General features: G+C 51.9%; 10 protein-coding genes. 2 read left to right on the top strand and 8 right to left on the bottom strand.

What is annotated here, in order from left to right; translation table 11 throughout:
* The 8 genes from BMZ81_RS13610 to BMZ81_RS13575 form a co-directional block, all read right to left on the bottom strand.
* On the bottom strand, positions 1-323 hold a 323-nt coding region (locus tag BMZ81_RS13610), incomplete at its 3' end, for an iron-containing alcohol dehydrogenase (protein ID WP_143072792.1).
* A 62-nt stretch (positions 324-385) separates the two neighbouring features.
* Positions 386-1,321: an AEC family transporter gene (locus BMZ81_RS13605; RefSeq protein WP_091133030.1), complete on the bottom strand. Its 936-nt coding sequence runs from the start codon at positions 1,319-1,321 to the stop codon at positions 386-388.
* Positions 1,322-1,356: 35 nt separating this feature from the next.
* A complete protein-coding gene (locus BMZ81_RS13600) occupies positions 1,357-2,577 on the bottom strand; it encodes a nickel pincer cofactor-dependent isomerase, group 22 (RefSeq protein WP_177187329.1) in 1,221 nt (406 codons plus the stop codon).
* Positions 2,578-2,632: 55 nt separating this feature from the next.
* Positions 2,633-3,646 carry an Ldh family oxidoreductase gene (locus BMZ81_RS13595; RefSeq protein WP_091133026.1) on the bottom strand — a complete coding sequence of 338 codons (1,014 nt, stop codon included), beginning with the start codon at positions 3,644-3,646 and terminating at the stop codon, positions 2,633-2,635.
* A gap of 159 nt (positions 3,647-3,805) precedes the next feature.
* Positions 3,806-5,329 (bottom strand): tripartite tricarboxylate transporter permease, encoded by a 1,524-nt coding sequence (locus BMZ81_RS13590; protein ID WP_091133023.1) that lies wholly within the window; start codon positions 5,327-5,329, stop codon positions 3,806-3,808.
* A gap of 12 nt (positions 5,330-5,341) precedes the next feature.
* The gene (locus BMZ81_RS13585) at positions 5,342-5,812 is read right to left on the bottom strand and encodes a tripartite tricarboxylate transporter TctB family protein (protein WP_091133018.1); all 471 of its coding nucleotides are present in this window, start codon (positions 5,810-5,812) and stop codon (positions 5,342-5,344) included.
* A 91-nt stretch (positions 5,813-5,903) separates the two neighbouring features.
* A complete protein-coding gene (locus tag BMZ81_RS13580) occupies positions 5,904-7,040 on the bottom strand; it encodes a tripartite tricarboxylate transporter substrate binding protein (protein WP_177187328.1) in 1,137 nt (378 codons plus the stop codon).
* 237 nt (positions 7,041-7,277) lie between these two features.
* Positions 7,278-8,285 (bottom strand): dihydrodipicolinate synthase family protein, encoded by a 1,008-nt coding sequence (locus BMZ81_RS13575; RefSeq protein WP_177187327.1) that lies wholly within the window; start codon positions 8,283-8,285, stop codon positions 7,278-7,280.
* Positions 8,286-8,964: 679 nt separating this feature from the next.
* Here BMZ81_RS13575 and BMZ81_RS13565 point away from each other — a divergent pair.
* Both BMZ81_RS13565 and BMZ81_RS13560 read left to right on the top strand, forming a co-directional pair.
* Complete coding sequence (locus BMZ81_RS13565; protein WP_091133008.1) at positions 8,965-10,035, top strand: tetratricopeptide repeat protein; 1,071 nt, start codon at positions 8,965-8,967, stop codon at positions 10,033-10,035.
* Between the two features lie 201 nt (positions 10,036-10,236).
* Positions 10,237-10,994, top strand: a 758-nt coding sequence (locus BMZ81_RS13560; protein WP_091133006.1) for a DUF4417 domain-containing protein, incomplete at its 3' end; no start/stop codon positions are given.

Below are 10,994 nucleotides of genomic sequence, written 5' to 3'. Positions count from 1 at the left end.
AGAACACCGATGGACTTCATCGTGTCCAAGGGGCTGCCGCCACCTAAGGCAATCAAGAAATCGCAGCCCTCAGCTTTGTACTGGCCCAGTCCATCCCTTACCATCAGATCGGTTGGCTCGCCGCCGATACGGTCAAAAACAGTATAATGAATGCCCGCATCTGCCAAGACCTTTTCCACCTTGGCACAGTTGCCCAATTCCACCATCATGGAATCGGTGACAATCAGCGCCTTCTTACCCATTCTTTGCAAAGTAACGGCTGCAGCATCTAATGCTCCAGAGCCTGTCAGAATGCTTCTTGGTACTAAAAATTCCCTTGCCATAACCACTTCTCCTTGTACAAAATTTTAACAAATGATTTTAAGGTGAGTTTGCTGCAATCCGCTTACAATAGTTGATAAAAATCCAACACAACTGTCCAGAGAAAAATTGTGCCGGCTCCCAACAGGGAACTCATTCCAACTTGGTTTGCAGCGAACACACCGTCACTGTTCATCACCTGTGCCATGGAATAGGAAGCGACGGCAGTGGGCGTCGCCATGATGATCAGGACCGTGTAAAGCTCTATGCCGCGCCATCCCAAAAACGCTGCTCCAGTTACGCCGATGGCAGGAATAATTACTAGCCGCATAAGTACAGAAGCTGCCAGGGCGCTTTTGCACGTGCACTGTCCCATCTGCAAACTGGCGCCGATCAGCAAAATTCCCATGGGTGAAGCCATATTAGCCATAGCGTTGACCGTTCTCTCCATAAAAAATGGAAGATGGATATCCATCACCACTAATAAAATGGCAGAGGCACCAGCAATCAGCACCGGATTTTTCAAAATGTTTTGAACGATCTTTCGGGGGTCCGGCCTCTGTCCCCGGTAAACTTCCAGTGTAATTACACCGATTAGATTAAATCCTACAGTGGTGAAGGCCGAGAGAATCGTGGGACAGCCCAGATCCTGGCCAGCAAACAACTCGCTGATTACGGAAAGTCCAAATATCATTGCGTTGCTGCGGATTGTGCCTTGAATAAAAGCGCCGCAAGTGCGCCGATTCGGAATCCACCGTGGCACAAGAACCATCAGGATAAGCCAAATCGTGCACAACACTGCCAGCATATACAGCAGCAGTCCGGCATCAAAGGCTGTCTTCAAATCTGTGGTGTAAATATTCCGAAAGGCCATCATCGGAAGAAAAATCGAGAAGACCATCTTGTTGATTTGTGCAATCACAATCTCTCTATCCGGAATTTTCCGAAAAGCCATTCTGCCGATGAGCATAACGAGCGTCATGTACAGCGTAGTACTCAAAGACACTGTCAGGTTTTCCACGATACCACCCCTTAATAGTCGGCACTTGTCATCATTTACAGCAAATTGCCTTCCGCATCAAAGGCCAAGGGTTCAGCCTTGCCAACAATCTCCAGCCCAAGATCCCGTGCCTCTTTCGCCAGTACCTCAGAAATCTGGATGCGCTCCAGCTGCATGGTGTTAGGAATCCGCGCCATCCGGAGTTGGGACGCACACAGCTTCCCGGTTAGTTTGATTGCCGCCTGGATGGCTTCCCGGTCATTGTCGAAATACAATGGAATACGTCCGGATTCTGCCACTCGGGACGTCAAACCGTTCACATACATGCTCTCACGGTCCAAGTGATCCACAACACGGCGGGTTGTCGTATCCGCCACACCCAGGCCACAGCCATTTCCGTGGGTCTCCTCGGATAGGCCCAGAACCGCGATCCGTTGCGCGGCGGGTACTGCTGGAATTTCCTTACTGTAAAAGCGCCCCGTCACATTGGGGTCCATACCGGAACCGCTGTAATTTTTGCCAATCCGGTCAACAACCAGCACGTCCAAATTGGGCACACAGATGTGGGGCATATTGGCCTTGGCACGTTCCAGCAAACCTGGTTCACGCGCCATGATCTCTTGTGCCGGAATCCCTTCGATGGCCATGGTGCGGTCATAGGCATTTTCCAACAGGCCAACCCCAAACAGTATCGGTAAACGCCCCAGCAGGAACCGGCTGATGTCCTCCACATTTTTGGACATGTTTTTCAGCCCCAGCCGGTGACAGCATTCAGCGCCTCGCTGCTTACCAAGACCAATCGTCAACATTTTCAGAAGACCGCTCTCATAAGGACCACGGAACTGCGTGTGCGCCTTGATGCGGTTGACCAATATGATCCCGTCCGCTTCGCTGGCAATACGATCTGTATATGCCGGAAGGCCTTCCGGTGTCATTCCCATCAAAACCGTATCCATAGAGGCATGGATGGGCATTTCGACACTCTCCTCGGTAATTCCGAGACCCTCTAGAACTAATATCTGTCCAGATACAGTGGCACCGCCATGGCTGCCCATAGCCGGAACCACAAAGGGATTCGCTCCCTGCGCCCGCAAGAATTCACCGATAAACCGCAGATAGTCTACAATATGGTCAATCCCGCGGGAACCGGCTGTAATGGCGATGCGCATGCCAGGCCGAACCACCTCATTTACCCCGGCGGAGATCAATGCGTGTTCCAGGGCGTCCTGCCAATTTTCCAGAACCTCACATGAAAAACGCTGCCTGACCGGGATCATCTGCGGGATTTCAACAGTATCGAGCAAATTTCCAAGTGAATTCCACATAGTTTTTTTATTCAGCAATCAGGCTGGTAAACTGCTTATAAACTTCCTCGCTGACTTCCAGACCATTTTCACTGACGCGGATCTCGGCGCGGTGCTCCAACTCACCGGGGAACAGGATCTCAGCGTCGGGAGAGGATTTCTTGCTGGCTTTGACCATCTTGACATAGTCATCCACACGTTCAATGAAAGCGTCTTCTGCCAGCAATTTGGAGGGATCCAGCGCCATGATGAAGTTGCCGCAGTTGGGAACATGCTGGTAGTCGTCCAGAGGATGGGTCAGGTTTCTGCCGGAGTTTCCGCCGGAGAGAAGCGCGGAGAAAACCTCGACAACTATGCCGATGCCGTAACCCTTGTGGCCGGCAATGGGCAGCAGAACGCCTTCCAGAGCAGCCTTGGGATCGGTGGTGGGCTGACCGTTCTTGTCCAAAGCCCATCCTTCGGGAATGGGTTTGTTGGCGGCAGCGGCGTTTTTGATTTTGCCGCGTGCGGGAGAGATAGCCATATCCAGAACGATGGGGAACTCCTTACCGGGAATGCACCAACAAATGGGATTGGTGCCGATTACGGGCTCAGCAGCACCTGTGGTGGCCACAAAGGGGGTCGTATTACACATGATATAGGCAATCATACCTGCATTGGCAATCTTCAGGCCGTAATGGCTCAGCAGGGCCATGTGATTGGTATGATAGGAAGACACGCAGCAGCAGCCGTATTTCTTGGCGCGCTCGATGGCGATATCGGCAGCCGCATCAGCCACTATCTGGCCCAGACCGTTGTCGCCGTTCAAATGCACCAGAGTGGGGCAATCGTTTTCAATGCGGATGTCGGGGGTGGGATTGATTAGGCCCTGCTTGATGCGGTCGCGATAAACCAACAGACGGGCAGTGCCATGGGAGGCCACGCCGCGGATATCAGCGTTGACAGCAGCCTCAGCAATGGTCATGGCGTCCTTTTCGGAAACGCCCACCGTAGTAAACAACTTCGCGCAGATTGCGCGCCATTCGGCAGGATTGACAAACATGATGAATACCTTCCTTTTCGTTTACATAAATACGCCGTTTCGCAAAAAACGGGGTGCTTTTTTAAAAATGTTCAAATTTTTTGGTAAAAAGCCAAAGGATGCCCCATGGCTTTTTACCAAAAATTTAGGTGCGTAATAAAGTAGGGGAATTCCCTCGGATCAGTCGCCCACCTTGCTGGTAGCCTTGCTGGCAGCCTTGCTCTTTCTGTCGGAACGAATGCTCAGAATGGTGACCAGAATCAGAGCTGCCAACACGGCTAGGCCAAATGGACGCAGCAGCATTCCACTGATGTTGCCGGCATACTGGGTCAGTGCACGGCGCAGGCAGGTGTCAGCGGTGTTGCCTACCAGCATGCCAAGGACCAGAGGGGCGATGGGATAGTTGTATATTTTCATCAGCAGCCCCAGAATGCCGAAGAACGCCAACTGGACCAGGCTGAAGGGCGTGTTGGTGGTACCATAGGCGCCTACAGCACAGAACACAGCGATTAGAGGCATCAGCACGGACTCGGGAATGGACAGCAGCCGGAGCGTGACGCTGGACGCCAAAAAAGCGATGACCAGCAGACCCAGGGCGGCGACAACGAACAGCACGCAGATGCCGCTCAGGATTCCGGGGTTCTCCATGACCAGGGTGGGACCGGGGCGATAACCCATCAGGTACATGGCGGAGATGAAGATAGCCACAGTGGCGCTGCCAGGGATGCCCAGAGACAGCGCGGGGATCAGAGCGCCTACAGAAGAGGCGTTATTGGCCACCTCGGCGGCGATCATGCCCTCGGGGTTGCCCTTGCCGAAGGTCTCTTTGCTCTTGGAACTGCGCCTTGCAATATCATAAGAGAACCAGCAGGCCGCGCTCTCGCCGATGCCGGGGATGAACCCGATCCAGATGCCAGCCAAAGAGGACTTGATAATGTTTGCAATGTTCTGGGCAAACACACCGAGCTTGATGATTGGCAGACCGGCCTTGCCTTCTACCTTCGTACTCTGCTTGTTCATCAGGGTGTACAGCACCTCTCCGATGCCGAACAGTCCCAGCATGGCCACGGTGCTGTTAAAACCAGACAGCAGCTCACTGCGGCCAAAGTTGTAGCGGACGACAGACTGCACACTCTCGGCACCGCACATGGAAATGAAGAAACCGATAAATGCGGCGAGCCAGCCTTTGACCGGACGGTCGCCGGACAGAGAACCACATACTGTCAGGCCAAACATGCAGAACAAAAACGTCTCCCAGTCGCCAAACTTTAAGGCAATCGTGGTGACAAAGGGCTGAATAAGAAAGATAAAGACAGTTGCCATCAGTGTGCCGATAACGGATGCAAACACAGAATAGCCGCAGGCCTCCCTGCCGCGGCCCTGTTTTACCATTGCATACCCATCCAGACAGGTCGCTGCTGCGGCGGCAGTGCCGGGGATGTTGATCAGGCTGGCAGTGATGCCGCCGGAACCGACTGCGGCCACGAAGATGCCAATCAGCAGAGCCATGCCCTGTTCCACCGGCAGCCTATAGATGATTCCCAAAGACAGTGCCATACCCATTGTAGGGCCGAGACCCGGCATAACGCCGACAAAATACCCAAGTGCAGTGCCCAGAATCAACATGACCCATACCATGGGCTCGCCCAGGTAACTGGAAATGGCATCGGGCAGATAACTCCAAATAGTCAATAAAGCTTCCATTGATTCCTCTCCTTAAAACAGCATCAGGTTCAGATTCAGCATCCAGGGAACCAGGAATACCGTTACTGCGGTGTAGACTGCGGCCACTGCCAGCAGCAGGATGGAATTCTTCTGCTTCCAGTTCAGATACAACAGCATGACGAGACAGTACACAAACGTGGGAATCAGGAACCCCGTGAAGTAAACCGCAATCAGGTAGACCAGTGTAATCAGTGTCAGAATCAACACGCGAATCCAGGACTCCTTCGGCATACTGGGCGTGACCAAAAGCCCCTTCTTCAGCTGCGAAGTCAGGATGACGCCCAAAATGATGACCAGAACAGAGACCGCAATGGGCAGCATCTTCGCCTGAACCAGTACGTTCAAAAATCCGGGAACCTTTACCGGGTTGTTCCGGATCTGCAAGGACAGGATCAGGCAAACGATGCCCAGGACGATCATAATAGGACCTTCCAGGCAGCGCCCAATTTTCTCGTTTTTCATGTATAACCTCCTGTTATGCACAAGGGGCCGCCCAAAATGAGCGGCCCCTTTTTACGAAACCGTGTCACATAAGATTATTGGTTTCTATAAATCAGACGTTCGGCCATGGGTTGATGGCAGCAATGCGGTCATTGGTGGGATACTTGAAATCCTCAATGCGAGGAATACCAAAGTCCTCGGGAGAGATCCCTTCGGCAGCCAGTTCTTGATCATACAGGCCCCAGGCATAAATGGATTCCAGTCTTGCGCACATCTCGTCAGCTTCGGGGCCGCATGCAGGAGCGGGAGTCAGAGCATTGTCGGCGCAGTACTTGGCAAACTCGTCTGTTTCAACAGCATACTCGAAGGCCTCCTGGATGCGGGCAACCACTTCGGGGGGGGTGTCGCGAGGTACGCGGAAGCCCCAGAACAGCAGGCCTTCCAGAGTGGACAGGGTGGGGTAGTCGGTCAGCATAGAGGCAGCTTCATAAGCGCCCTTCGCGCAGTCGATGGCAAGAGGCTCGGAATCGCAGACGCCCAGAATGCGGATGTCGCCGCTCAGGGCCAAGTCCATAACGTCAGAGATGCCCGCCCAGGACCACACGACCTCGTTGGCAATGACCTTGACGGCAGCTTCGCGGCCGCCGTTGTAAGGAACGGTGGTACCCTTCAGACCTACGATATCCAGCATCAGCTGGCCAGTGAGCTGGTTGATGGAGCCGAAACCGGCGTTGCCCCACTTGATGCCGGCGTCAGCCTTCATGGCATCAAACAGTTCCTGATAGGTGGTGTAAGGAGAGCTGCCAGCCACAAACAGGACGTAGGGAGCGGTGGCGCCGTAAAATCCGTACCAGTCTTCCCAGCTCTGATCGGCGTAATCCATGACACGCCAGCCGGAAGCGGTATGGGCAACGTCACCAAGCCAAGTGTAACCGTCGTGCTTGGCCCCCATGACCTGCTGACCGGCAATGGATCCGGAACCGCCGGTCACGTTGACGACGTTGATGTTTACGCCCAGGTACTCGCCCATGATGGAAGCCAGAGCACGATTGGCTGTGTCGGCAGTACCTCCGGCGGAATAGCATACATCGATCTCAATGTCCTTCTTAGGGAAATCGGTTTTAGGCGCTTCAGTGCTAGTAGGAGTATTGGCATCGGCAGGCGTTCCCTCTTCCTTTTTGTCGCCGCAGCCTGCAAGGCAACCTGCAATCATGACAAGTGCGAGAAACAAAGTAACAAATCTTTTCACGGTGTCTGCTCCTTCCATACTTTTCTTTTTTGATGTAGACCTAAAGTACACACGGTTTCGTACATGTGTTTAAATAAAATTGCCCGTCTAGTTCACTTTTTTCAATTATGCCTGCGGGTGGGGGGAGATCACCCGTCGAAATAATTGTGTATATCACAACGGAATAACCATTCACCGTTACTTAAAACGATGGTTATTATTAAGCCTTTTGGCTATAGCCATTCAAAATACTGTATCTTACAGCAGGCCCAGGCCCTTCAAAATTTCCTTCAGTTCAGCGGTCTCCTTTTCATTGGGACCGGTCAGGGGCAGACGCATGATGCCGCCGTGCAGGCCCATCAGGTTCATGGCAGCCTTCACAACACCAAAACGGAAGTTGCCTTCGCCGTAGATGGCAGTGCCGGGCTTGTACAGAACGCCGGTGTCCTTACGGGCGGCGTTGCAACGGCCAACGAAATCATAGTAAGGTTTCATGTGGTCGATCAGCTCGCCGATCTTCTTGTTGTCGCCCTTCTGAGAAGCCAGGAATACATCTCTGGGATACTCGGGGAAGAAGTTGCCGAAGGGAGTGGCCAGACCGTCAGCACCCCAAGGATACTGATACTTGAACCACTTTTCACCGAAGCCGCTGTACAGAGGCACGCCGAACTGGCTCACAACCTTAGACATGCCGTCAAAAGACATCATGTGAGGCGTATTATCCTTCACGCCGGCAATCTTGCCGTTACCGCCAAAGCCTTCCAGCATTTTCTTCATCAGAGGAGGCTGGATCCAGGAACCGGAGAAAGCGGGGTTATTGTAGATCACGATACCGATGTTGATGGCCTCAGCCAACTTTTCATAGTGCGCATACATACCCTCTTCCATGGGAACAAAGTAGTAAGGAAGAATAACCTGCACACCATCAGCACCGATCTCCTCGGCGTACTTGCTCAGTTCGATGGTTTCATAGGTGCTGGCACGGCCGGTACCGCAGATAACAGGTACAGCGCCGTTGACTTCGTCTACACAAACCTTAAGCACCTTCTTGTGCTCCTCATGAGACAGATGGGGGAACTCGCCGTTGCTGCCACAGGGAGTCAGAGTGCAGTTTTCAAAATCCTTAATCTTGTCGACTAACCAACGGATATTTTCCCGATAGCCGTCATAATCGACCTCTCCGTTTTCCTTGAAGGGAGTGACCGCCATGTAGCTGACGCCGCCCTTTTTCAGATGCTTTTGCAGTTCAATGGGTTTCATAGACATTACTAACTTGCTCCTTTCAAAATTTCGCAGTACTGTTCTGCTCCTGAAACACAGGGCAAACATCTTTTCACTCAAAAGGTTTTGCCTCGTTGTTCCATAATTAGCGTATCTCGCTTATTTCTCCATGTCAAACCAGCTGCCCCTCCTCCTTTTTTACTAATCTTTTTTACGTGTTTAATTAATTTCTTTTTTGAAATATTCTAAAAGTGAAACTTTTTTTGCAGGGTTTTAGCAAATCAAACATGTACAGAACAAATGTTTTTTCCGCGAAAAGCATTTGTTATATCAATGGCCTCGTCTATATCGCATTCATATTTTTTATAACCCGTGCGTAAAATAGGAGTTCCCCCTTGTTTTGCCACTGTTCAAACATCAATTTTTGCGCATTCTATTTGGGGAACGAATAAAATTTTGTGCACATTACCCACAAATGACGTGGCTTATTATACACGAAATTACCAAAAACTCAGAAGATACAAGGATGCTTGGGACAGCTGAAAATCATTTTCTGCATTCGGATCATCAATGAAATTCCGTAAAACAGGGGCTTCCTGCTGCTTAAAGGGAACAGGTGCCGCAAAAGAAGGGAGCCGCTGTCTGCATGCAGGCATCATATCAGGGACACTAAGAGCATTGATACCGAAGGCGCATACAAAGAAATACATATCTCCCGAGGCCTATGAAGCGGCAGGTGGATGAGATCGTGGATCAGCTGCAGGGCATCCCCATTGTGGATCAATGCTATCAGAAATGGTGGGAGCTCCAGTGTCAGGTGAACGAGTTCTACTCGGGGAAGAAACAGCAGCGTCCGCCGTTGTCAAAGCAGAAAGAGTTCCGGGCCATCAAGAACGCGGTCATCCGGGAGACGGAGAATATCCGTCTGGGCAAGATCACCTTCGAGGACGAAAAGATGGAAGAGCGAGGTGAGTGGGTGGACAACCGGGAAGTCTCCTACGAGTGTCTGCGGCTGCGGGCTAGGATCGAGGACAGTAAGCTGCCGCTGGCCCAACGGGATGAGGCAGCGGAAGAGCTGGAACGGCTGGCGGAGAGCGGCGACGTCCACGCCCAGTACTTCCTGGGATTGCTGTACCGGGACGGCGGCCTGCTGCTGCCGGATATAAAGCAAGCCGCCCACTGGCTGGAGTTGGCGGCAAAGCAAAATCTGCCCGCAGCTCAATATGCGCTGGGGAAATTATATCTCTCTGATGATCCGGAGGTGCATGACGGTGAAGATGGAATCCAATGGTTGGAGAGAGCAGCGCAAAATGGAAATTGTGACGCCACCTATCGCCCGGGAAAGGAATATCTGACGGGTAAATCCGCGCAAAAGGACGCAGTCAAAGCGGCGGAGTATCTCCGTCACGCGGCCGACCAGAATCGCCCCTGGGCCAGCTACCTGCTGGGGAAGCTGTACCTCACAGGCAATGGCGTCCCCAAAGACGGAGAAACGGCCTGGAACTGCTTTCAGATGGCAAATGTGTATGGTCATCCCTACGCCCAGTATGTTCTGGAACGGCAGGAGCAGTGGCGTCAGCCGGAATTGCTGCTCACAGTGTCCCGTCTGCTCTACCACATGAGCAATATCTTCCGGGACAATGCACCCACCGCACCCGCGCAGCCAAGGCTGCACATTGACCGCAAGCGGATGCGGGAGCTCCAGGAGCTGCGCATCGCTCTGGGCCACCAGCCCGACGACCATGAAGAAGAACAAACGCAGACCTTGGGCGGCATGGCCATGAAGGGGTGGTAAGGTTCTGCAGTACATAAAACTCAGATGCGAATTCTGAAAAGTATTCCTGCTTTGAATAACTACAGATTCTTTCGTGATACTCTGACTTTTTATTGCTGATTTAAAATTGCGCATGTTGTTGCGCGAAACTGTACAACTTTTTCCAATCGGGAGCCCGTATGTAGGAGGATTTATTCCTTACTTTATACAGGAGGTCTATTTATGACCGAAGAAAACTACAATTACCGAACCAGTCAGACGCTGCTTCGCAACCAGTTTTCTGGCAACGGAAAGTTGAAAATCCCCATCATTCCCAAGTTCCAAGAAAAGCCCGGAGACTTTGACGATCTTTTGTTGATAGGCTTTGACAAGACCCATCTGGAGGATCAGAATCATCTTGACCGGATGGTTCACTTCTTCCTATATGACTATCGTTTTGAGCGGGTTTGGAAGCACCCAGATAATGACGTCGAAAAACTGGCCCGATACCGTGCGGTGCTGTCGCCGGATTTCAGTATGTACCTGGAAATGGCGCCTGTCATGCAGCTTTACAATGTATTTCGTAATCGTTGGTGCGGCGCTTACTGGGCATCCAAAGGGCTCCGGGTCATTCCGACTGTCAACTGGGGAGATGAATCCACGTTTGATTTCTGCTTTGAGGGGCTCGAAAGAGGCAGTGTGGTGGCTGTCTCCACCTACATGGCGTCCGAACACGACAACCGCCAGGATCAAAAAGAGTGGTTCATGGCTGGATACAACGAGATGCTGCGTCGTATTGAGCCGGAAAAAATTATCTGCTACAATACACCGTTTCCCGAAATGCAGGGCAATATCATCTACGTGGATTACGAGCGCAGTTCCTGGAGGTATATGAACTATGAACGAAGTTTCCGTCGTGAAGATTTGGATGCCTTTAAAATTGGCGGCACATCCAGTAATAATCGTGATACAATAGAGCCGTACCTGATTGGAAAAGGCGG

It is taken from the genome of Oscillibacter sp. PC13 (genome assembly GCF_900115635.1).
In the GTDB taxonomy this organism is placed as follows: Bacteria; Bacillota; Clostridia; order Oscillospirales; family Oscillospiraceae; genus Oscillibacter.
The sequence above is the reverse complement of the archived record's forward strand: the minus strand, read 5'-3'. Positions and strand labels throughout refer to the sequence as shown.